The following is a 21,745-nucleotide window of genomic DNA, read 5'->3' as shown; positions in this document are numbered from 1 at the left end:
AGCATAACCGTTAAATGGTAACAAATACCAATGCTGATATGCGAATTACATATGACAAATAAAAAATAAAAAATTTCATCATATGAAAAGAACATGCAAAAATAACATTTTGAAATGAAATTAGTTCTTTAATATAAAATCCATTTTCAAAATAGACTTTGTACCTTTGTTTCTTTGAAACTTTGCACCTATAAAATAATGTCCAGAAAAATAAAACTAATATGGGATTTTCGTGGTCCTGCTTCGGCAAAAACAGCCGAACATCACGAAATTCATTTGAAAGAATACATCGGCATTGAAAAATTACCGTTAAACATTACTGGGTTCCAAATTTTGGACGAAATGTATGCGATTGCATATATGGTAGTAACAGAAGAAAATATGATTCAAGTGCGCGATGCATTGAAGCCACACCGTGGAGAAGTTTATCAGTAAACAGGTTGCAGAAGAAAGACTACACTAGATCCTTTATAAATCTAAACATCAAAAAAGCCGATTTTCGTATGAAAATCGGCTTTTTTGATTTGTGAGAAAACAGCTTGCATTGACTTTTTTCTGAAATCTGCTAACTAATTAGCGACTTCGCTAATGAATTTTATTCGCATTAAGCGCAATTCATCCAAATCATAGTCGCCATCAAATTCTTTTAGTGCTTTCTCTATATTATCGGATTCCGATTCCATAAAATACTCATGGATTTCTTCTTGTTGATCATCATCTAGCATTTCGTCTATCCAATATTTGATATTCAATTTGGTTCCAGAATAAACAATTTGTTCCATTTCTTTGATCAAATCATCCATTTTCAACCCTTTTGCGGAAGCGATATCTGTCAAAGCTAACTTTCTGTCGATATTTTGAATAATGTATAATTTATTGATGGAGTTGACCCCAGTAGATTTTACAACCAAATCATCAGGACGTATAATATCATTCTCTTCTACATATCGGTTTATTAATTCAATAAATTCTTTACCGTATTTTTTTGCTTTTCCTTCTCCTACACCATGAATATTAATCAATTCGGATTGTGAAATTGGGTATTTCAAAGCCATATCTTCTAGAGAAGGATCTTGAAAAACCACAAATGGAGGAACACCTAATTTTTTGGCTACTTTTTTTCGCAACTCACGCAACATCGTCATCAATAATTCGTCAGCGGTTCCAGATGATTTTGCGGCGGTTACTATGGCTTCGTCTTCAGACTCATTATATTCATGGTCTTCGGACATCATAAAAGATTCTGGATTTTTCATAAAGGCCAATCCTTCCTTGGTAATTTCTATAATTCCGTAGGTTTCTATATCTTTAGACAATAAACCTGCAACAAGTACCTGTCGCAATAATGCCATCCAAAATTTTTCGTCATGATTCGAACCTGATCCAAAAAAAGATTGAGAATCTGTTTTATGGGCATTGATAACAGCATTCACACGACCAATTAAGGTAAAAACAATCTCCTTTGATTTGTATATATGCTTGGTTTTCTTGACAACTTCCAATAGCTTAAGCACTTCTTCTTTGGCTTCCACTTTGTTTTTAGGGTTACGAACATTGTCATCCATATCGGCTCCTTCACCGGTTTCGCTGTCAAATTCTTCACCAAAATAATGCAATAAGAATTTACGTCTCGACATAGATGTTTCTGCATAAGCAACCACTTCATGCAATAAAGCAAAGCCTATTTCCTGTTCGGCGACTGGTTTTCCAGATAGAAATTTTTCTAATTTCTCAACATCTTTATAGGAATAATAAGCAAGGCAATGTCCTTCGCCACCATCACGACCGGCTCTTCCAGTTTCTTGATAATAGCTTTCTAATGATTTTGGAATATCGTGATGAATCACAAAACGCACATCTGGCTTATCGATTCCCATTCCGAATGCGATAGTTGCCACAACAACTTCTACATCTTCCATCAAAAACATATCCTGATGTTTGGCACGTGTCTTGGCATCCAAACCAGCGTGGTAAGGAACGGCACTTATTCCGTTTACCTGTAAAACCTCAGCAATTGCTTCAACTTTTTTACGACTCAAGCAGTAAATAATTCCGGATTTTCCTTTATGTTGTTTTATAAATCGAATGATATCCGATTCAATGTTTTTTGTTTTGGTTCGAACTTCATAAAACAAATTGGCTCTATTAAATGAAGCTTTAAATGTAGTGGCGTTTGCCATTTCAAGATTTTTCAAAATATCCTCCTGTACTTTTGGAGTAGCCGTGGCAGTAAGTCCAATAATAGGAACTTCCCCCAATTGCTTAATGATATTCTTTAGATTTCGATATTCCGGTCTAAAATCGTGTCCCCATTCTGAAATACAGTGCGCTTCATCTATAGCAACAAATGAAAGAGGTACCGTTTGAAGAAAAGCTACATACTCCTCTTTAGTTAAGGATTCGGGAGCTACATACAATAATTTTGTGATACCCGCTGTAATATCGGCTTTTACTTGAGTAATTTCGGTTTTGGTAAGGGAGGAATTTAAAACATGGGCAATTCCATTTTCGGAAGAAAGGCTTCTGATCGCATCGACTTGATTTTTCATTAATGCTATCAAAGGAGAGACAACAATTGCAGTTCCTTCTTGAACTAAAGCGGGCAATTGATAACAAAGCGATTTACCTCCTCCTGTTGGCATAATAACAAATGTATTTTGTTTATTAAGCAAACTCGTTATTACTTTTTCCTGCAGGCCTTTGAATTGGCTAAAGCCAAAATATTTCTTTAATTCTTTGTGTATGTCAATTTCGTTTGAATTCATTCTTTAATATGTGGTATTTTATATAAATTTGCGGTACATAAAGATACAACTTTCTTTTACACATACAAATTTAAAATTATCAGTTTTGATTACAAAGGAAAATATACTGGCCAATGCCAAGAAAACTATTGAATCCGAAAGCCAATCTATTGCAAAATTAATTGATTTCATTGACGAAACTTTTGCCGAAGCGGTACAGTGTATCTACAATTCCAAAGGAAGATTAGTCGTGACTGGAATTGGTAAAAGTGCCATTATTGCTCAAAAAATGGTAGCCTCATTCAATTCAACAGGTACACCATCTTTATTCTTGCATGCTTCAGAAGCAATTCATGGGGATTTAGGAATGATTCAAAAAGACGATGTTATCATTTGTATTTCAAAAAGCGGTAATAGTCCAGAAATCAAATCATTAGTTCCACTTTTGACTCGTTTTGGTAATAAATTAATTGGGATGACTGGAAATATGACTTCCTTTTTGGCCAAAGGTTCTCATTATGTATTGAATACAACCGTTGATTCTGAATCTTGTCCATTGAATCTTGCGCCTACAAATAGCACAACAGCCCAACTAGTTATGGGAGATGCCATTGTGGTATGTCTAATGGAAATGAGAGATTTTAAAGCCGAAGATTTCGCTGTGTATCATCCAGGTGGTGCTTTGGGTAAAAAATTATTACTTCGTGTGAAAGATATGCTTGAACATACCTTAAAACCAGAAGTAGGCCCAGAGACTCCAATTAAAAAAGCGATTTTCGAAATTTCAGAAAAACGTTTGGGGGTTACCGCTGTTGTAGAAAACAACAAGGTCATTGGAATAATTACCGACGGAGATATTCGAAGAATGTTAAACGACAGAGATACTTTTGCAGAATTGACCGCTAAAGACATTATGACTAAAAACCCGAAAACAGTACAATCAACAGATATGGTAGTGGACGCCTTCAACATTATGGAGGATTTCTCCATCACTCAATTAATCGTTGTTGACAATGGTGAGTACAAAGGTGTATTGCATTTACATGATATTTTAAAAGAAGGGATTGTATAATGGCGAAGAAAAACTTAGGCGAAATGTCCTTTTTAGACCATCTCGAAGAATTAAGATGGTTATTAGTTCGAAGTACTGTAGCAATAATAATCATGGCGTGTGTGACTTATACAATAAGTGATTATTTATTTGACGTAATTATTTTTGGACCAACAAGAGCTTCCTTTTTTACGTATCATTTTTTTTGTGAATTGTCGCATCAATTGGGTTTTGCTGAAAGTATCTGCATAACTGAGATGCCATTTATTATTCAGAATACAGAAATGGAAGGTCAGGTTAATGTTTTTGTATGGATGTGTATTTTGGCCGGTTTCATTTTAAGTTTTCCTTATATTTTATGGGAGATTTGGAAATTTATTAGCCCCGCTTTATACGAAAAAGAAAAGAAAAATGCTCGAGTTTTCATTTTTAGCTCTTCCTTACTTTTCTTTTTGGGTGTGTTATTTGGCTATTATGTAGTGATTCCAATGTCAGTTAATTTTGTGGCTACTTTTACCGTAAGTGATGTTGTACTGAACCAATTTACTTTGGAATCCTATATAGGAATGGTCAAAACCAGTATTCTTGCCAGTGGATTGTTCTTTGAGCTTCCTATAATTATTTATTTCTTAACCAAATTAGGTCTGGTAACACCCGAATTTTTAAGAAAATATTGGAAATATGCCGTTGTAATCATCTTGATTGTAGCTGCAATTGTGACTCCGCCAGATGTGGTGAGTCAAACCATTGTTGCCATCCCAATGCTGATTATATATGAAGTAAGTATCTTGATTTCAAAAATTGTAGTATTAAATAAAAAGAAAGAAAATGTCTGATATAATTCAAGAATTCAACGACTACCGTTCTAAAATGAACGAAAAATTATTGGCTGACAATAACAAAATAGTAAAGCGTATTTTCAATCTAGACACCAATGCCTATGCTCCTGGAGCACTGGATGTGAAGACCAAAGAACTTTTAGGATTAGTGGCTTCAACTGTTTTACGTTGTGATGATTGCGTAAAATACCACTTGGAAACCAGCTATAAGGAAGGTGTCACCAAAGAAGAAATGATGGAAGCCATGGGAATCGCAACCCTTGTAGGAGGTACAATCGTGGTACCTCATTTACGCAGAGCATACGAATTCTGGGAAGCATTGGAGGAACAAAAATAGGTTGCAGGTGTCAAAAATCAGATAGCAGTTCGTCATATTTCGGATTCTAGTTGGCAAGATTAAAAACCAAAATTGAAGTTAAAACCTAAAACCAAATAGACGAAATTCGTTTCTTTGCAACAATAAAAACTTAGTTACTCAGTAACTATGCTACTTAGCAACTTAAAAAAAATGAAATTAAGAGCAGAAAATTTAATAAAAACTTACAAAGGCCGTTCTGTTGTAAAAGGCATTTCGGTAGAAGTAAACCAAGGTGAAATCGTCGGTCTTTTGGGGCCTAATGGTGCTGGAAAAACGACTTCGTTTTATATGATTGTAGGATTGGTAAAACCAAATTCTGGAAATATTTATCTTGACGATTTGAATATTACTGATTATCCGATGTACAAAAGAGCCCAACAAGGAATTGGGTACTTGGCACAAGAAGCTTCTGTTTTTAGAAAATTAAGTATCGAAGACAATATTTTGAGCGTATTACAATTGACTAAACTTTCCAAAGAAGAGCAAGTAGCCAAAATGGAAAGTTTAATTGCCGAATTTAGCTTGGAACACATCCGCACCAACCGCGGGGATTTGCTTTCGGGAGGGGAACGTCGCCGTACCGAAATTGCCCGTTGTTTGGCTACAGACCCGAAATTCATTTTACTTGACGAACCTTTTGCAGGTGTCGATCCAGTTGCCGTAGAAGATATTCAGAGAATTGTAGCTCAATTAAAAAATAAAAACATCGGAATCTTAATAACCGACCACAACGTACAGGAAACATTAGCTATTACCGACAAAACTTATTTGATGTTTGAAGGTGGAATCCTAAAAGCAGGTATTCCCGAAGAATTGGTTGAAGACGAAATGGTTCGTCGTGTATACCTAGGTCAAAATTTCGAATTAAGAAAAAAGAAGTTAGAATTTTAAACCTTTTTTCATACAAAAAAAACATTGTATTTTCTGAATCTAATTCTTTTTTACATATATTTGGGAATCTAAAAATATAATATTTCAATTATTAAAATTGCATTTATTTTAGTTTTAGAAAGTAATAAATAGCGCTTAGAAAAATTATCTTTCTTACCTATAATTAATAACCCAAAAATATTTTTAAAACAGTGAAAAAAAATGGATTCGTATTTATGTTAGTATTACTTTTTACTAGCATTTTAACCCACAGCCAAGATGTAAAAGTAAAAAGTGGAAAAATACTTTTAGACGGCAAAGAAGTAGGTCTTATTTCAGACAAAAAACAAGTTTACACCTTCAGCAGTCTTGATGGCAAAGCTCTTTTTACAACCCAGCAAAAAGCAAAAACCCTAATTGATGGCAGTACCTCAAATTGGTTAGTTGTTACTGATTTATCCGACAACAAAACTAACGACCTGACTTATAGTAAAATATATTTCATGTGGAGTTATGAAAAAAATTTAATTTCCATACTTGCATATGAAGACAAAAAATTCTTAACTCCAAATGGAATTGATGAAAAAGCTCTGAAAGATTTTGTCAATGGTGACAAAATAGATATGAATGCTATTTGCGACAAAAAAAACGAACAAATAAAATTGGATAGTGAAGCATCAATTAATTTATACAACAGTAATAAAATCACTATAAATAAAAAAGGGGATATCATAAAACAAGATACATTAAGAATAGGAAGCATATCACGCAATGTAACCAAGTTGTCAGGATTTGCTGATATGTTATCATACAACGTTTATGATTCTGACAAGAATTTGATTGGAGAATGGATGAGCTCAGGTTCAGCAGTTAATCCAGCAACTAATGGGCTATGGAAAGAGCAATTAGTATTAGAAAAGAAGAAAAGTATAGGGATTAAATATGATCCAAACGGAACATCCAACTTAGAGTCTGATATAAATGCAAGAAACATTGTTGCAATGGTTTTATTCCAAGGATATAAACTTGGTCACCATTTGAACGCTGAAAAAGGAATTGCTGCTAAAGAAGCATCACCTAATATAGTTTTCAAAAAAGGATATCTTATCAATGAAAAAGGAGAAAAACTAGAAGGAAAAATAACTTTCATGCTGGGACCAGATCTAAATGATCCAATGTCTGGACCTGGTATGGTTGATCTTGATGGCTCTTATGGACAAAAAGTAGATTATTTAGAACCCAAAAAAAACAGTTCTGATTATAAAGTTCATACCTATAAATCAAAAAATGGTGTGCGCTTTTGTGTAGAAAATAAAGGAAACACACAGTGCTATCTAGGATTAAAAGTAACTGGATTATCAAATTTGGAAAAATACACAAACCTTACATTGGACAACTCTTTGTTTTACCAAATTTTATTAGAAAATGAAAACGCAATGTTGCTAGTAAACCCTGTTAACAGCAAAGAATTAATAATAAAAATTAAAAAACAAGAAAAAGGGCTTTATCTAAATAATATCTTATCGGAAGACAAATTCTTACTTAACGCAAATCAATATTTTGATTGCAGTAATTTAAAATTTGAAGCAAAAGATTTAAAATCAATTGAAGGAATATACAAAGTAATAGAAGACTACAATAAAACATGTCCCTTAAGTAATTAAAAATATACAAACCTAGAAATCCCATCATCTAAAATTGATGGGATTTCTTATTTTTATTGAAAACTCTAAAAATGGCTTTAAACCAAGATCCTTCAAAAGAAACCTTAGACAAGTGGAACAAAGATCCCAATAATTGGATTTGGGGAATTTTTTATTATAACAAAGAAGACAAACGTATTTTTCCCCCTAAGAGAATTGAAGATATGGGCAGCACCATAAATTTTGCAAACCCAAAATCGATATTGGCTTTACTAATTGCTTTGGCTTTTTTTGGAATGGTTATTTTTTTTATTTTGAATAAATAATCAAGCTGTTTAACATTCTTAATCTGAAATCTGAAGACTATTCTACCGTAATATATTGTAACTGCTGTAAATCGCCATTATAAACATTAACATCGACATTATAATCTATTCCAGGCACAGTAGCTTTTTCTGTAAATTGCCAAAAAAGCCATTCGTCCTGAATTTCTTCCCGATAAAAGTTATAATTGGCAATCCAAAAAAGATAATCGCTAAACTCCTCTTTGAGAAAATCATCATAGTATTTTTCGCCAGAATAAATTATTGGTCGTACTCCATAGTGCGACTCTACTGCTTTTAGCCAGCGTCTTAAACCAATCTTAAGACGTTCTATCGACTGTTCTTTTGGCAGTTTTTCGATATCCAAAACAGGAGGCAAATCCCCTTTTTTCAGTTTTACTGTTTTAATAAAAAGCTCGGCTTGCTCAAGAGAATTTTCGTTTGGACGATAATAATGATAGGCCCCGCGAATCATTTTATTTTCTTTGGCGCCAAGCCAATTTTTCTTAAACTGACGGTCTACCCTGTCTTTCCCAACGGTTGCCCGAATAAAAACATAACGCAAAGGATATTTTTCTTCAATAGTGTCCACATAGGACCAGCGGATTTTTCCTTGATACTCGGAAACATCTATACCTACAACTTTACCTTCGTTTTTTTCTAAAACCTTTAAATTTCGGGCTTCGGAAAAAACGTCAATACTGTTTTTAGAGTGTGATTTAAAGCCTAAGTAATTAGCTAAACCTGATCGGTAATGATAAGCAATTGAAAGAATAAAAAGTATCGCAATCCCAATAAAAAAGAAATCAATCCACTTTCCGTAAAAACCTGTCTTTTTCTTTTTTGGTTTACGCCTTGGTATAATACTGCTATTTTTTCTCATCCAAAAATTACTTCTTTTGAAACTTATTATTAATTACAGAAAGTAAAACGTAGAAAATAATAACCAATGTAACCCCTAAATACTGAAGAAACAGCAACAATAAAACAGATACTGCAAGGAAAATTACCTGAAGTGCATTGTCCTTGAAATTAAACTTTTTGATTTTTAGAGAAAATAAAGGAATCTCTGCATTCAGTATATAGGCACTAAATAATGAAATTAACAGCAAAACCCATTTCTCAGTCAAAATTTCAATTACCATCAATGAATCCGCAGAAAAATGCTCCAAAACCAAAGGAAGACTCAATATAAAAAGAGCATTTGCAGGAGTTGGCAACCCAATAAACGAATCGGTTTGACGCGTGTCAATATTGAATTTCGCCAAACGCATACATGATCCCAAAGTAATTATAAAACCCAAATAAGGAAAAAATTGCAGGTAACCCTCACTCATATAAACCGAACTGCTTTGCATCATTTTGAACATTACATATCCAGGAACCACACCACTTGTCACCATATCGGCAAGAGAATCCAACTGCAGTCCCAAAGCCCCAGATACTTTGAACAAACGCGCAAAAAAACCATCAAAAAAGTCTAAAAAAATTCCGAGGCAAACAAAAAAGAATGCCATTTCAAATTGGTCTTTACTTACAAATACCACAGCGATACAGCCACAAAAAAGATTTAATAAAGTAATTGTATTCGGAACGTGTTTCTTGATGTTCATAATTGTTAGATTGAATTATAGCTCGACAAATTTAACACAATAAGTGAAAGAGATACTTGTTTTATTAAGAGATTTTAATTGCTTACAAACAAAAATTATTAATTCATTGAATTGAAGCAGTTACATCATCAAAAAACTTTATTTTTGGTGAAAATTAAAAATTCATCAAGACTCCAAATAATATCTTTTGAAAAAAATACAGTTCCTATTATTCCTTTTCATTGTAAACACAATCTATAGTCAAACCGTTCGAAAATACTCGAATGAGTTTATGAATATTGGTGTGGATGCAGCGGCTTTAGGGATATCAAATGCTGTTGTTGCTTCTACTTCTGATGTCAATTCCTGTTATTGGAATCCAGCGGGATTACTTCATTTGGAAGGCGATCAAATGGCCTTAATGCATTCCAATTACTTTGCGAATATTGCCAAATATGATTATGCAGCCTATGCCAGTCCCATTGATGATAGAACGGCTTGGGGGATTTCATTGATTCGTTTTGGTGTTGATGACATTATGAATACCACCGATTTGATAGATAATGAAGGAAACATCGATTATAATAGAATATCTCTTTTTTCTACTGCCGATTATGGTTTTACTTTTTCGTATGCTGTAAAATTACCTGTACAGGGATTTCAATATGGAGTAAATGCCAAAATTATCCGAAGAATAATTGGGGATTTTGCAACTTCATGGGGATTTGGTTTTGATTTTGGATTGCAATTTGAAAAGAATGATTGGCAATTTGGATTAATGCTTCGAGATATCACGACCACCTATAACATTTGGAACATTAACGAAGAAGAATATCAAAAAATTGCAGATGCGATTCCGGGTCAAAATCAGGAAATGCCTGAGAGTACCGAGATTACACTTCCTAAAGCCCAACTGGGGGTGGCCAAAAAAATTCTTTTTCATGACGACTACAGCCTTTTGGCTTCTGCCAATATGAATATGCAATTCACCCAAACCAACGATTTAATATCAAGCAGTTTTGTAAGTGTTGACCCGGCCATTGGTTTGGAATTTGGTTATACCAACCTTGCTTTTTTGAGAGCTGGCGTCGGTAATTTTCAACACGTAACACAATTGGATAATAGTGAAAAAATAGGATTTCAACCCAATATTGGATTGGGTTTCAAATACAAAGGAATCGCTATTGATTATGCATTGACGGCATTAGGAAACCAAAGTACTGCTTTGTATTCGAATGTATTTTCTATAAGAATTGATTTATCACTTTTTAGAAGTTAACTTTAGACCATTAAAATCACATCCCATAATTATATTTAAAAAATTGGCAAAATGAAGAGTTCATTATTAAAAAAAATATTCGCTTGTATTCTTTTTCTGAGCGCCACTTATAACTCATACTGTCAAAATGTTACACTTTCAAATAACGCACACATAAGCGTCCTTACTTGTGGCACAGGGAATGAATCCTATTCGTTGTTTGGTCACACTGCTATAAGAGTTAGTGACACTGACAACAATCTGGATGTCGTTTATAATTACGGTGCTTTTGATTTTGACACACCCAATTTTGTAATGCAGTTCATCAAAGGGGATCTAAATTATTTTATAGCAAACAATCGATTCGTTGATTTTATCAATCAATACAATTATGAAAAAAGAGATGTTTACGAACAAGAATTGAATATTCCGCTTTCGCTCAAGCAAAAACTATTCAACAATCTATCACAATCATTATTATCTGATGAACGCTTGTACCAATATAAATTCATTGATAATAATTGCACTTCGAAGGTCGTAGATGTCATCAATAAAACCTTAAATGCGAAAGTAATCGTCAAAAAAACGGATACGGATCAAACCTACAGATCCATTTTGTTTCCGTATTTCGACAATCATTTTTATGAAAAACTTGGAACTAGTATCGTTTTTGGAACAAAAGTGGATCAAATGGGGACTAAAATATTTTTACCATATGAGCTTCAAAAAAGTTTAAAACTCATTCAATATCAAAACCAGCCTTTATCCAAAGAAAACAAAACAATATTAAATTTTGAAGAAGAAACTCCTGCTTCATGGTGGAATAACAGTTATACTTATTTATTACTTTTGGGATTTGTAATTTTTATAAACAAGAAAAGCATTGACTATATTTATCTAACAATTATAGCTTTATTGGGATTCCTATTTCTGTTTTTAGGGTTTTATTCTTCGCATCAGGAATTAGCATACAACTACAATATGTTATTATTTAATCCTATACTTTTTATAGCGCTGTATTTTTGGAGTACAAAAAACTCCAGGTGGACATACAAATTTGCAGTTTTCAATATTCTATTGATGATTGTGTATTTCTTTGTCATCATCACAAAAGTTCACTTGCTTATTGTTTTACCAATACTAATAACTAATTTGGTTATTTTAACACGATTGGCTATCAAACACAAAAAGCGTATTCCAATAATCATCTAGTCTACTGGCCTCTATAAAACAAAACCGTTGAAACCGTTTTGAAAGCAATACTTAAATCCAAGTAAATGCTTCGGTGCTTGATGTAATACAAATCGTATTGCAATTTTATCAAGCTGTCTTCCAATTTTTCTCCATAAGAATAATTGACCTGAGCCCATCCGGTAAGACCGGGTTTAATAATATGACGGGTTTCATAGAACGGCATCATTCGGGCAATTTCTTTCACAAATACGGGTCGTTCCGGTCTTGGACCAATCACAGCCATATCTCCTTTTAAAATATTTATAAATTGAGGAATCTCGTCAATTCTGGTTTTTCTTAAAAATTTTCCAAAAGTGGTAACCCTTGAATCATTTAGCTTAGCAAAAACAGCTCCAGATTTCTCGGCATTTTTGACCATTGTACGGAATTTAATGATTTTAAAAACAACACCGTCTTTGCCTACTCGTTTTTGGGTATAAAACAGTTTTCCTTTGTTCCAAAAAAGATTAAACATTAAAATTAAAGGAATTAATATCAAGCCAATCCCCAAACCGATCAATGAAAAAACAATCTCAAATATTCTAATAAAATACAAGTATAATTTATTCTGATTACTTCGGCTGAAAGGAAAAAAACGATAAAAATCCCTCGAAATATATTGGACGGGAATACGTTGTGTTTTACTTTCGTATACATGTGTATATTCGCGAATAGACATTCCTAATTCTAATAAACGAAGTAATTGTTGGTATAAGTCTGCAGTAATACCCTCCGTTTTTTGAGAAGCTACTACTATTTCCGAAATTCCATTTTCAATAACAAATGAAGACAATTTTTTCCTTTTTATTTCTCTTATATATTGAACCGAAAAATCAGAAAACACCTCATCATCTGAATTGACATATCCAATTATTTTATAATGAGGATCAACACTTTCAAGCCCTAAAACTAGTTCTTCAACTTGTTTTCTGCCACATATTAGAACCGCGTTTTGAACAAACCTATTCGAAGCTAAAAATTTAACATAAATCATTCTCCAACTATACAATGCCAAAAATACAGCAATATAAAAAACCAATAATTGCCAACGGTTTTTGGGTAGTTCTGGAGAAAAAATAGGTGTCAACAAATAAAATATAACCGTAGTGGAAGTAGTCAAAATCGTGCTTCGCAACACTTGAATATGATTACTGGCTACTTGGAGATTGTACATTTCGAAAATAGCTCCAAATGCATTAATATAGACCGCTAGAACAATAGTCCAATAGAAATTAGTCGTCGAAAATTTAAAATAATTGAAGTTAAATACAAAACCCACACAATACAAACCAAATAATACAAAAACCACATCAAAAAAACGTAAAAGAATTTTACGCTCTGAAATTTCGAAGTGTATGCTTTTTTGATTATCCATTGATTTCAAAATTGGATTACGTTGCAAGTTACTTATTATATAAAATTAAACCTTCTTTATTTTAAAATAGTACTCCATTTAAACTTAATACCCTGCCAGTCAAATTGTTCTGCCTTTAGCCTTGCACTAGCAGTAATTTTACTGAACAAATCTGTATTTTTAATTAATTTGTCTATCGATTCAACCATCTTATCCACATTGTTATCTGGAATTAACAAGGCGTCTTTTTGATCCTCCAATAAAAAAGGAATCCCTCCAACATTGGTAGAAACTACTGCCAACCCCAAAGACATAGCTTCAATTACACTCACCGGCATGTTGTCAAAATGGGTTGTGTTTATGAAAATATCATATTCTTGAGACGCATTTATCCAATCGGCTTTGGATAATTTTCCGGTAAAAAGTATATCTAAATTTAAATCTGTGGCTTTACGTTTGGCATCAAATAAACTTCCGTCTTTTTCAGGCCCAACCATACAAAGTGTCGCTTCGGGGTATTTCTTTTTCACAGAGGCAAATACCTCAACTGCCATTAAGGGATTGTAAATTTTCGCAAAAGAACGTACCCATAATAGCTTGGGTTTCGCTTTTTTTCGTTCCAAAAAAGGATAGTTTTCCAATTCAACAGCATTTGGAATGTGAACAATATTTTCATAACCTTTTAGTTTGAATTGTTCTATTAAAAAAAGAGATGGTGATACATTTTTAAAAGAATGTTTGAAAATCATTTGACAAATTTTCGGATTATTCTTCAATCTAGAAGCTAGATTACCCCCGTGCAGAATCGGAATGTATTTCAGTTGTAAACATCGACACAACTGAGAAGTCGTAAATGCATACCAAAAATTGGTCGTGCTATAGGTATCAATTAAAACACAATCAAATTTTCGAAACTGAAAGATACTCCACAACATAGCAATTAAACGTCTCGCTTGATTTTTTTGAGACGAACTGTACACAACATTAAATCCATCTTGTTCCAAAAGTGGCCCAAGAATTTCAATGCTAGTTGGAGTTAGCCCATGTTTAGATAATTTATTCCCTATGTACAGCAGGTTCTTCAATAGTATAAACTTTTAACAATGAAAGTGCATAAACAAAAGCAGGAGCAGCAAGTCGCATAGCAGCATGATTGATGGTCAACAACCAAAATGCCAAAAAAGAGAGTGCAAATATATTTCCACGATTGTTTGCAAATAAAATCAAAGGAGTACAAAACAAAATTATTAAATCAATCAAACCAAGAGAACCATGCTCTGCCATCATTCTAGTGATTTCATTATGGGAGGCCGATACAATTCCTGTTTCCTTTTCCCGAATTTCTTTATTCCTTCCCACACCAACTCCTAAAATAGGATTATCCAAAAACATTTGCAATTCCGAAGACATAAGGGTTTCCCTACCAGATAATTGACTTTTTTTCTCTCTTCCTCTAGCATCTTGATTGGCATAGCGTTTATTAATCAAACCGCCAGTTTGAACAGAACTGTATCCCCAAACTCCCAATCCAGCCATAAAAGACAATAAAATAATCAATCCAATTTTAGGCTTCGTATTAAAGTTGGCTTGAAAATACATTACTATCAAAAGTAGAAAAATCATGACAACTGCCGTCAATACGCCTCCTCTTGAAAAAGTGACAATTCCCCTAAAAGCAAAAACAAGTACCAATCCAGCATTTATCAATTGTAGCATGCTGCTTTTAGAATTCAATAACAACTGGACGAAAAAAATAAAAATTCCTAATCCTAATATAGTAGATACTTGATTAGGACCAAATCCTCCTGATGTTTCAAAATTGGATTGCGTTCCTGTAACCACATCCCTCACACTGGGAGTGTACAGATACAAGTAAATCACAATAGCAACCAAAGGTAGTGAGAAAGCTGAAATTACTCCTTTTAATCGATCAAAGGTAATTTTTCTTTGGTAACAATATATCGAAGAAATTCCTAAACAAACGGGACCTGAAATGTTAAACGCAATTGCTTTTCGAATATCTGTTTCAAAATTTGAGGTAATAGCAGATAAAATAATCCCTGGAATCAGCAAAACTAAGAATAACCAATATATCAAGGCTTTATTTGAAAATCCCGAATAAATCATTCCCAGAAACATAAAAATTAATATTGAGTATTTACCAAACTCATTCAGAATCATCCCGTCAGTCATTCTCAAAAGAACCTCAACGCTTATTACATAGGCTGATATAACAAGAGCTTCATTATTCTTGTTCCTATTCTTTACAATATAATAAATACCAAACGAAAATATTGCCAAAGTATATATTTTGGAAATAAAAGGTAAAACAAATACTAATCCCCCAAGAAAAGCATGAAACAGTATTAAATAAATATACGATAACTCTTCTTTTTTCATTTTAACTTATTTGCAACCAATTTAAATATTTTTTCATCACGCTTTCAGCAGTATAATTGACTTGGATCGTTTCATAAAGAGCCATTCCAAAATCAGAACGCAATGTCTCATTAGTCATCAAATCGACTACCGATTGATAAAACAAATCGGGATCATCAGAATCTACGATAAATCCATTTTTTTTATGCTGAACTATCATAGGCATTTCACCGACATTAGTAACCACTACAGCTTTTTTATACAATCCATATTCTAAAAGTGCTACCGGCAATCCCTCCGATTGTGAAGTCAAAACTGCGATTGATGCTTGATTGAGTATGTTTTCTACATCTTGCCTTGAACGATAAAGGAATACATTATTTCTTAATTCAAATTTTTCAATTCTCTTTTTGATTTCTTTGGAATACTCATCTTCGAAATCTTTTCCAATCAAATGAAAGGTCCAATCTGGATAGAATTCTTTTAGTTTTTGAGCTACTTCCAACAGTAAAAAATGATTTTTTTGTTCTCTTAAATTAGCCAAAGACACTATTCGCTTCCCCTCAACTCCTTTTAGTATTGTATGCTCTTCTATCCCCATATCCTTCGCTGGAAAGTTAGGCAAATAAATAACATTTTTTGCTTTTAGTTGAACTTCCGACCAATTTTTAAGCTTTTGATTTACGGCAATAACGCCATTAAAAAAAGGAGCAGTATATCTCAAAACAAAATACGGCCTTGTTACTAAAAATTCATTGTTCCCATAATGATCATGTCTTATGATTTTGATATAAGGGCAAATACATTTTAATAAGAAAGCTAAAAAAAAAGAAGTGCTATGGGCGTGAATATGAGTTGCCTTATTTTTTAAAACAAAAGATCGTAATCTAAAAAGTGCCCCAAAATCAATCTGCATTTTCTTATTCAAAAACAAATAGGAAACTTTCGGATTGATTTGATTCTTCAAATCACCTTCCTTACGAGTAGCAACAAGTCCCGAAAATTCAATTTTATCGACTAAAGTATTTGCATAATTCACTGCCATACGCTCCGCACCACCCGCTTCTAGTGAATCTATTATTTGAATGATTCTCATTGCAAAAGCATTTTTTTTATTTCATCTTCAAAAACATCCAGTGTATATTTTCGTGACCAATCTGATGCTTTTTCTCTTTTAGAATCAAAACCCAATTCGTCATTCAGGATTGTTTCAAGTTGTTTTACATCTTTTTCCAGATTCATTTCCAGCAATATACCTCTTTCATCATCCCCAAACATAAAAGGTATACAAGAAACTTTTGTTGCTATAGGCACACACCCCCAAAACATTCCTTCGGCCAGCACTTTTGGCCAACCCTCACTTTTGGAAGGCAAAATTACAAAATGACTGCTTTCGTATGCTTTTTTTATAGTTTCTTGATTTTGATTTCCTTTTAATACTATGTATTTGTCTATACCATTAGATGCAATATAATTTTCCAAAATTCTATGTTCTGCACCATCTCCATATAAATCTAAAGACACTTTATGTCCTTTGTCATATAGCTTTTCGACTAACTGAATCGCGTACAACGGATTTTTCCCCAATGATAAAGTTCCAACAAAAACAAAATTAATTGTCCTTTTCAAATCTAACTTCGTTATTGGTGATTTTTCTGTTTCAGTATAAGAAGCAGTAAAAAAAGGTTTGATACTCTTAGTACTTCCTTCCCATTCCCCATAAACCAAAACCTGCATATTTCTGGTTAGGAACGTATTCCCCAAAATCCATTTTTGCAAACGGTAACTCCAAGGCTGTTTTGCTTTTGGATCCCAATTACCCGCATATTTAGCCGTTTTGGGTTTCCTGGGAAATAAAATTTGAACCAAACAGCCCAGCAAGCCAATATTGCCGGGACAACGCAAATGAATATGGTCAGCTTGCGACATGGCTTTGAAAATTTGCAAACAAATTTTTGGTATCTTAATTATCGCTTTTAAAATAGCTTTAAATCCCAACAAACTGATAGCTTCGATCTTAAAAAAATTAATTTTTTCATGATTATAAGGAATATCAATTGCCGTTTTTTCAGTTTGAATAATCGGAGCTACAATTATTAACTCATCAAGATGTTTTCCCCAAATATTCATCTCACGCACATAAGGTTCGTAAGATAAATAAATACCTTTCTCAAAGACATGTGGCACTTGTGTAATTATTGCAAAAATCATTTTTTCAAAGTATAAAACTCTTTCAATAAATCTTTTGAACTCCTTTTTAATGTATCTTTTTTAAAAGTAAATGCATATCCTTTTGGCATAGAAACATTCCTCTTATTTGGTGTTTTTTGCAATCTGTCTAAATATTTCATCCACCCAAATAGTATCATTGTTAAAAACAACCAGCAACTTCTAACATTTTTTTTGGAGCTAATGTTAATGAAATAATTCGACAGTGTCACAGCTACATTAGAAGCATTACCTTCTGTTATTTCTGCTTTTAATACTTCACACTGAGGAAACAAACTCCTCATTCCAGTATACGTAAATCTAAAAAAATCATACGGTTCGGCATGATAGGGAAAACTTTGAGGCGCTTCAATTTGAAGTAATCCTCCTAACTTTACAACCCTCTGTAATTCTTGACAAAATTTCCAAGGATTTATAGTATGTTCAATAACTTGAGCGGCTAAAACAACATCGAAAGAATTATCCATAAAAGGAATAAAATGACCGTCAAAAATATAATCAGGCTTAAATTCATTATGAACATCAGAAGTAATTACTTCACAATTTGGAAATTTATTTTTATAATAATCAATCTTCTCACCCGCTCCTACTATTAACATTTTGCTATTAACTGGAATACATTTAGAAAGCGTTTCATACCTTCTTTCTAAATTAAAATCTTCACAAAGTGATGGAAGTAATTTTCTTCTAACGTAATTTTTAATATTAGAAGTGTCTAAATGAGAACTATCTTGTGTCGTCTTTTTTGAATTAACAATATCCTCTTTGCTAAATATAGACTCAGCACTAAATAAAATTGGAGTACCTTCATGAATAGGTAATTTTGAATCATCTTCAAAGAGATAAAAATCATTGGTTATTTCGAATAATTTGGAATGAGAATCCGGATGTATTATGTTTTTTAACATTAGTATTTAATTTATCATATTAAAATCTGGAACCAACCAACTGTTCTACCAATACTCTACTATACTCCTTTTTTGGTATTGCTGATACTTTGTTAAGCATAATCATTGCCAATAAGGATATAACAATATACGTTCAATATTTTGAATACTTAATTAGTAATTCTATATTGAAAAAAAACCAAAACTAAAAAGCTAAAATTGCTTCTATTCTTTTGGTCTACTAAAAATCAAACTCCACCAGCCCATGGTTCTCCCAAAAGCTTCAGTAAAAGCTTCTTTTCGATTATTAGTCGTAATAATATTGCTAAATCGTATGATCGTCAAAAGTATGGTGATGGCATGCCATTTAAAAAAATCAATTACCTTTGGTTTAGGATTTTTCACGCGCCACACATACCATCCATTTCTCACTACCATTTTACCGTATTGGTATTGATTTGGGCGTCCTAAAGGATTATGAAAATGACTCAGTTGTATTCTTGTATTAATTACATTTTTTCCAAACTGCAAAGATCTAACGCTAAAATCTACATCTTCATAAAGACCATAGCCTTCAAAATAAGATGAAAATTGTATATGGTCAACGACTTTTTTTCTAAAAGCCATAGACATCCCTATCAGCAAATCTACTTCGTACATTTCATCATTCAACGGAAAACCACAAGTTCGCCCATGTGAAAAATCAGGCATTTTTCCTGGCGCAAGATTCGACTGTAAACCTAGGTAATTACGAATTTCATTGCGTTGCCCTTCTTTATATACAAAACCATCGAAAGAAAAATATTTGTCTTTATTATAATTCTTATTGGATAATATTGGTTCCCAATTATTCTCGTTAATAGCAACTCCACCAACACCTGTGATAGCATTACTAGACCTAAAAGTATCTATTAATTCCTTAAAGTACTCTTTTTCTAAGACCGTATCATCATCCAAAAAACAAACCACTTCAATATTTGATTCAACACAAGCAATCCCAAAATTACGCTGTTTGGTTAAACCTCGGTGTTCATTTGGAACTAAGTAATAGTGAAGATTATCAAAATTATTTTCTTTTAAAGTCAACTCTGTTTCATTATCGGTAGACCCGTCAATTATGAGAATTTCATTGGGATATAACGTTTGCTCCTTTACCGATTGCAACAATTGAAGCAAGGGTTTGGGGCGCATGAAAGTGCAGATAATCAGTGAAAATTTCATAATTAAATTAAGTCTTTGAAAGCAGTATAAATTTCATTAAAATAGCCTTCCCTGTTCAATTGATTTATCCATAAATTTCTATTATTTATTTGCATTTCCTTAAACTCCTTATCAGTTATATTTTTATGGAAATCAATCAATTTTTCCATAAAATTATTTTCTGAAACGATGAGACAATGTTTTTTCCATGAAATTACGCCCTCGTTTGGCAAACGAATATCTGTATCTATTAATACCGGGATCCTTCCCATTGCCAAAGTCTCGTAAAAACGAACTGAAAAATTGCCTGCTCCTCTCAAGCAAAAAGTATAAGCATTTGTATTAATATTTTCAAAAAACTCTTTTGTGGTTAACTCTCTTAAATCTTCATTATTATTAGCTCCAGCTCTATATTTTGTTCTAAAAATAAAATTAGTTTTGATTTCAAAGTTTTTTTGGAGCAAACTCAAAAAATGATAACGCTTCCTACTGGATGGATAAAACGGTTGATAATCTGAAAAGTTTTTTTTTGTTATCCTTTTAAAGTTAAGGTATCCAAAATTTAATAATTCTTTAACCCATTTAAAAAAAGAACCATTAGCATTGCCAACAAAACCAATAGTTGGATATAATGATTTATTTAATGGTACAAATTCTTTCTTTAACCCAAGATAGGGATCTGTAATAAAAGAAGGGAATATGAATGTTTTTGCGTCAAGTTTACTATGAAAGCCTCCTAGTCTAAATGTGTAAACATCTTTATCTAAAGTAATTCCAAAATCACCTCCTGAATACAACCAAACTTTCTTGTTTAATCTATTTCCTTTATCGATAAAATCATTAAGCCATTTTTTCTTATTATTTTTAAAAAACCAAGCAATATCAATAGGAACGACCATTACATCCGCCTCTTCAACAGTTTCTACTAAAACATACTTATTTAAAAGATTTTTGTTTATTATAAAGCACAATTCAAACAATAAAGGAAATATTATTCTTCTGTAATCTTGAGTAATAAAAGTTTTATCTGTGTAAATTTTAATCATTTTTTTTAATCATATTAAAAAACATAACATTACATAAATTAGTTTTAAGTATCTAAAAAGGAGTGACTTTTCCCAAAAATTTCATACCCTTGTCCATAATTATGTTTTTTTGCAAGGACATTTCACCCCTTATGTGTAAGACCGCAATAAGTACAAAAGATTATCTATCAACACTTTACTCTTTTTTTTTATTTTATTAATTGCTACTAGTGGATATTACTAAACTTTTAAAATAACCAAAATATTTCCTGCTGTTAATTCTTCATCCGAATATTCCATATAATCGTCATGCAATTTTACTTTTTTAAACAAATCATACTGCTTTGAACCCACTTTTGTACTCTCATATTCAAGATGCACTAACTCAAAACCACAACTATTGAAAATTTCTAAAAACTGCGGTAATCGCAATCGATTATGATAATCGAATTTAGTATGTATATTCTCCCATTCCAATTTACTGTATTTTAAAAATTCCTGAAGTGAAATTGTACTGTCATTATGTTGCCTCAAATCACTTGGCGAAATAAAATGGATAACATAAGTTCCTTTTTTAAATTGATTCATTATTTTATTATGGAACTGAATCACGTCAATTTCTTTCATGTGAGATAACACATAGCGAGAAAAGACAACATCCGTCACGGGAATATCTTGTGCAACTATATTATAATTTGGAAAATATTCTATCCCTTCTGGCAAAGCATATTTATTATCTACTTGGTCTTCTATATTACAA

Annotated in this window: 21 protein-coding genes; 9 read left to right on the top strand and 12 right to left on the bottom strand. The window is 32.6% G+C overall.

The window, feature by feature from the left end:
- Positions 1–198 precede the first annotated feature (198 nt).
- Positions 199–435, top strand: a complete 237-nt coding sequence (locus B0E44_RS10150; RefSeq protein WP_077373956.1) for a hypothetical protein — start codon at positions 199–201, stop codon at positions 433–435.
- A gap of 134 nt (positions 436–569) precedes the next feature.
- Here B0E44_RS10150 and recQ read toward each other — a convergent pair whose 3' ends face one another.
- The gene (gene recQ, locus B0E44_RS10145; protein ID WP_077373952.1) at positions 570–2,765 is read right to left on the bottom strand and encodes a DNA helicase RecQ; all 2,196 of its coding nucleotides are present in this window, start codon (positions 2,763–2,765) and stop codon (positions 570–572) included.
- Positions 2,766–2,850: 85 nt separating this feature from the next.
- Between recQ and B0E44_RS10140 the strand changes: the two genes are divergently transcribed.
- The 6 genes from B0E44_RS10140 to B0E44_RS10115 all read left to right on the top strand — a co-directional run bounded on the left by B0E44_RS10140 (position 2,851) and on the right by B0E44_RS10115 (position 7,831).
- Complete coding sequence (locus B0E44_RS10140; RefSeq protein WP_077373949.1) at positions 2,851–3,816, top strand: SIS domain-containing protein; 966 nt, start codon at positions 2,851–2,853, stop codon at positions 3,814–3,816.
- Positions 3,816–4,631 (top strand): twin-arginine translocase subunit TatC, encoded by an 816-nt coding sequence (gene tatC, locus B0E44_RS10135; RefSeq protein WP_077373946.1) that lies wholly within the window; start codon positions 3,816–3,818, stop codon positions 4,629–4,631. Before B0E44_RS10140 ends, tatC begins: the two co-directional genes overlap by 1 nt.
- On the top strand, positions 4,624–4,971 hold the full coding sequence (locus tag B0E44_RS10130) for a carboxymuconolactone decarboxylase family protein (RefSeq protein ID WP_077373943.1): 348 nt from the start codon (positions 4,624–4,626) through the stop codon (positions 4,969–4,971). The genes tatC and B0E44_RS10130 overlap by 8 nt, the downstream gene beginning before the upstream one ends.
- A gap of 171 nt (positions 4,972–5,142) precedes the next feature.
- Positions 5,143–5,883 carry an LPS export ABC transporter ATP-binding protein gene (gene lptB, locus B0E44_RS10125; protein WP_077373991.1) on the top strand — a complete coding sequence of 247 codons (741 nt, stop codon included), beginning with the start codon at positions 5,143–5,145 and terminating at the stop codon, positions 5,881–5,883.
- A 215-nt stretch (positions 5,884–6,098) separates the two neighbouring features.
- Positions 6,099–7,526 carry a hypothetical protein gene (locus tag B0E44_RS10120; protein WP_077373940.1) on the top strand — a complete coding sequence of 476 codons (1,428 nt, stop codon included), beginning with the start codon at positions 6,099–6,101 and terminating at the stop codon, positions 7,524–7,526.
- Between the two features lie 71 nt (positions 7,527–7,597).
- Positions 7,598–7,831 (top strand): DUF5808 domain-containing protein, encoded by a 234-nt coding sequence (locus B0E44_RS10115; protein WP_077373937.1) that lies wholly within the window; start codon positions 7,598–7,600, stop codon positions 7,829–7,831.
- Between the two features lie 37 nt (positions 7,832–7,868).
- Here the strand turns inward: B0E44_RS10115 and B0E44_RS10110 are convergent, their stop codons facing one another.
- Positions 7,869–8,711: a glycoside hydrolase family 25 protein gene (locus tag B0E44_RS10110; RefSeq protein WP_077373934.1), complete on the bottom strand. Its 843-nt coding sequence runs from the start codon at positions 8,709–8,711 to the stop codon at positions 7,869–7,871.
- Between the two features lie 7 nt (positions 8,712–8,718).
- Entirely contained in the window at positions 8,719–9,441 is a 723-nt protein-coding gene (locus tag B0E44_RS10105) for a phosphatidylcholine/phosphatidylserine synthase (protein ID WP_077373931.1), read from the bottom strand.
- 271 nt (positions 9,442–9,712) lie between these two features.
- On the opposite strand from B0E44_RS10105, the gene B0E44_RS10100 reads away from it, so the two are divergent.
- Both B0E44_RS10100 and B0E44_RS10095 read left to right on the top strand, forming a co-directional pair.
- Positions 9,713–10,699, top strand: coding sequence for a PorV/PorQ family protein (locus B0E44_RS10100; protein WP_077373928.1), 987 nt, complete (start codon positions 9,713–9,715; stop codon positions 10,697–10,699).
- A gap of 51 nt (positions 10,700–10,750) precedes the next feature.
- A complete protein-coding gene (locus tag B0E44_RS10095) occupies positions 10,751–11,890 on the top strand; it encodes a DUF4105 domain-containing protein (protein WP_077373926.1) in 1,140 nt (379 codons plus the stop codon).
- Between the two features lies 1 nt (position 11,891).
- Here B0E44_RS10095 and B0E44_RS10090 read toward each other — a convergent pair whose 3' ends face one another.
- The 9 genes from B0E44_RS10090 to B0E44_RS18800 form a co-directional block, all read right to left on the bottom strand.
- Complete coding sequence (locus tag B0E44_RS10090; RefSeq protein WP_077373922.1) at positions 11,892–13,286, bottom strand: exopolysaccharide biosynthesis polyprenyl glycosylphosphotransferase; 1,395 nt, start codon at positions 13,284–13,286, stop codon at positions 11,892–11,894.
- 56 nt (positions 13,287–13,342) lie between these two features.
- A complete protein-coding gene (locus tag B0E44_RS10085; RefSeq protein WP_077373919.1) occupies positions 13,343–14,350 on the bottom strand; it encodes a glycosyltransferase family 4 protein in 1,008 nt (335 codons plus the stop codon).
- A complete protein-coding gene (locus tag B0E44_RS10080; protein ID WP_077373916.1) occupies positions 14,322–15,665 on the bottom strand; it encodes an O-antigen ligase in 1,344 nt (447 codons plus the stop codon). The genes B0E44_RS10085 and B0E44_RS10080 overlap by 29 nt, the downstream gene beginning before the upstream one ends.
- Before the next feature lies 1 nt (position 15,666).
- Entirely contained in the window at positions 15,667–16,740 is a 1,074-nt protein-coding gene (locus B0E44_RS10075; RefSeq protein ID WP_077373913.1) for a glycosyltransferase family 4 protein, read from the bottom strand.
- A complete protein-coding gene (locus B0E44_RS10070) occupies positions 16,737–17,855 on the bottom strand; it encodes a glycosyltransferase (protein ID WP_077373911.1) in 1,119 nt (372 codons plus the stop codon). Before B0E44_RS10070 ends, B0E44_RS10075 begins: the two co-directional genes overlap by 4 nt.
- Entirely contained in the window at positions 17,852–18,781 is a 930-nt protein-coding gene (locus tag B0E44_RS10065) for a methyltransferase domain-containing protein (protein ID WP_077373909.1), read from the bottom strand. The genes B0E44_RS10070 and B0E44_RS10065 overlap by 4 nt, the downstream gene beginning before the upstream one ends.
- Before the next feature lie 204 nt (positions 18,782–18,985).
- Positions 18,986–19,981 carry a glycosyltransferase family 2 protein gene (locus B0E44_RS10060; protein ID WP_077373906.1) on the bottom strand — a complete coding sequence of 332 codons (996 nt, stop codon included), beginning with the start codon at positions 19,979–19,981 and terminating at the stop codon, positions 18,986–18,988.
- A gap of 2 nt (positions 19,982–19,983) precedes the next feature.
- Positions 19,984–21,006, bottom strand: coding sequence for an exostosin family protein (locus B0E44_RS10055; RefSeq protein ID WP_077373902.1), 1,023 nt, complete (start codon positions 21,004–21,006; stop codon positions 19,984–19,986).
- A 219-nt stretch (positions 21,007–21,225) separates the two neighbouring features.
- Positions 21,226–21,745 (bottom strand): hypothetical protein (locus B0E44_RS18800; RefSeq protein ID WP_165688786.1); only part of this gene is annotated, 520 nt, incomplete at its 5' end.

Source organism: Flavobacterium sp. A45 (assembly GCF_002001005.1).
Taxonomy (GTDB): domain Bacteria; phylum Bacteroidota; class Bacteroidia; order Flavobacteriales; family Flavobacteriaceae; genus Flavobacterium.
The sequence above is the reverse complement of the archived record's forward strand: the minus strand, read 5'-3'. Positions and strand labels throughout refer to the sequence as shown.

Coding starts and splice junctions, on each gene's coding strand:
- B0E44_RS10150 (WP_077373956.1), top strand. CDS start 199: ATGTCCAGAAAAATAAAACTAATATGGGATTTTCGTGGTCCTGCTTCG.
- recQ (WP_077373952.1), bottom strand. CDS start 2,765: ATGAATTCAAACGAAATTGACATACACAAAGAATTAAAGAAATATTTT.
- tatC (WP_077373946.1), top strand. CDS start 3,816: ATGGCGAAGAAAAACTTAGGCGAAATGTCCTTTTTAGACCATCTCGAA.
- B0E44_RS10130 (WP_077373943.1), top strand. CDS start 4,624: ATGTCTGATATAATTCAAGAATTCAACGACTACCGTTCTAAAATGAAC.
- lptB (WP_077373991.1), top strand. CDS start 5,143: ATGAAATTAAGAGCAGAAAATTTAATAAAAACTTACAAAGGCCGTTCT.
- B0E44_RS10120 (WP_077373940.1), top strand. CDS start 6,099: ATGTTAGTATTACTTTTTACTAGCATTTTAACCCACAGCCAAGATGTA.
- B0E44_RS10115 (WP_077373937.1), top strand. CDS start 7,598: ATGGCTTTAAACCAAGATCCTTCAAAAGAAACCTTAGACAAGTGGAAC.
- B0E44_RS10110 (WP_077373934.1), bottom strand. CDS start 8,711: ATGAGAAAAAATAGCAGTATTATACCAAGGCGTAAACCAAAAAAGAAA.
- B0E44_RS10105 (WP_077373931.1), bottom strand. CDS start 9,441: ATGAACATCAAGAAACACGTTCCGAATACAATTACTTTATTAAATCTT.
- B0E44_RS10100 (WP_077373928.1), top strand. CDS start 9,713: ATGAATATTGGTGTGGATGCAGCGGCTTTAGGGATATCAAATGCTGTT.
- B0E44_RS10095 (WP_077373926.1), top strand. CDS start 10,751: ATGAAGAGTTCATTATTAAAAAAAATATTCGCTTGTATTCTTTTTCTG.
- B0E44_RS10090 (WP_077373922.1), bottom strand. CDS start 13,286: ATGGATAATCAAAAAAGCATACACTTCGAAATTTCAGAGCGTAAAATT.
- B0E44_RS10080 (WP_077373916.1), bottom strand. CDS start 15,665: ATGAAAAAAGAAGAGTTATCGTATATTTATTTAATACTGTTTCATGCT.
- B0E44_RS10075 (WP_077373913.1), bottom strand. CDS start 16,740: ATGAGAATCATTCAAATAATAGATTCACTAGAAGCGGGTGGTGCGGAG.
- B0E44_RS10070 (WP_077373911.1), bottom strand. CDS start 17,855: ATGATTTTTGCAATAATTACACAAGTGCCACATGTCTTTGAGAAAGGT.
- B0E44_RS10065 (WP_077373909.1), bottom strand. CDS start 18,781: ATGTTAAAAAACATAATACATCCGGATTCTCATTCCAAATTATTCGAA.
- B0E44_RS10060 (WP_077373906.1), bottom strand. CDS start 19,981: ATGAAATTTTCACTGATTATCTGCACTTTCATGCGCCCCAAACCCTTG.
- B0E44_RS10055 (WP_077373902.1), bottom strand. CDS start 21,006: ATGATTAAAATTTACACAGATAAAACTTTTATTACTCAAGATTACAGA.